The following is a 1,074-nucleotide window of genomic DNA, read 5'->3' on the forward strand; positions in this document are numbered from 1 at the left end:
TCGTGACTGCGTGCCTTTTGAAGAATGAGCCTGCGAGTTTGCGGTGCGTTGCGAGGTTAACCCGTGTGGGGAAGCCGTAGCGAAAGCGAGTCCGAATAGGGCGGTTCAGTAGCGCGCTCAAGACCCGAAGCGGAGTGATCTAGCCATGGGCAGGTTGAAGCGGCTGTAAGAGGTCGTGGAGGACCGAACCCACCAGGGTTGAAAACCTGGGGGATGACCTGTGGTTAGGGGTGAAAGGCCAATCAAACTCCGTGATAGCTGGTTCTCCCCGAAATGCATTTAGGTGCAGCGTCGTGTGTTTCTTGCCGGAGGTAGAGCACTGGATAGGCGATGGGCCCTACCGGGTTACTGACCTTAGCCAAACTCCGAATGCCGGTAAGTGAGAGCGCGGCAGTGAGACTGTGGGGGATAAGCTCCATGGTCGAGAGGGAAACAGCCCAGAGCATCGACTAAGGCCCCTAAGCGTACGCTAAGTGGGAAAGGATGTGGAGTCGCACAGACAACCAGGAGGTTGGCTTAGAAGCAGCCACCCTTGAAAGAGTGCGTAATAGCTCACTGGTCTAGTGATTCCGCGCCGACAATGTAGCGGGGCTCAAGCGTACCGCCGAAGTCGTGTCATTGCAGCAATAGGGCCAACGCCCGCTGTGATGGGTAGGGGAGCGTCGTGTGCCGGGTGAAGCCGCGCCGGAAGGCAGTGGTGGACGGTTCACGAGTGAGAATGCAGGCATGAGTAGCGATACACACGTGAGAAACGTGTGCGCCGATTGACTAAGGGTTCCTGGGTCAAGCTGATCTGCCCAGGGTAAGTCGGGACCTAAGGCGAGGCCGACAGGCGTAGTCGATGGATAACCGGTTGATATTCCGGTACCCGCTGTGAAGCGTCAAACATTGAACCAGGCGATGCTAAGTCCGTGAAGCCGCCCCGGAGCCTTCGGGCAAAGGGGAGTGGTGGAGCCGACGGTCCAGACCTGCAGTAGGTGAGTGATGGGGTGACGCAGGAAGGTAGTCCATCCCGGGCGGTGGTTGTCCCGGGGTAAGGGTGTAGGCCGTGTGATAGGCAAATCCGTCACACAT

General features: G+C 58.2%; 1 rRNA gene. It reads left to right on the plus strand.

From position 1 onward, the window contains the following. Positions 1 to 1,074: ribosomal RNA gene (locus ABZX90_RS43800) — 23S ribosomal RNA — on the plus strand; the annotation flags it as partial.

Source organism: Streptomyces sp. NPDC002935, assembly GCF_040611295.1.
Classification (GTDB): domain Bacteria; phylum Actinomycetota; class Actinomycetes; order Streptomycetales; family Streptomycetaceae; genus Streptomyces.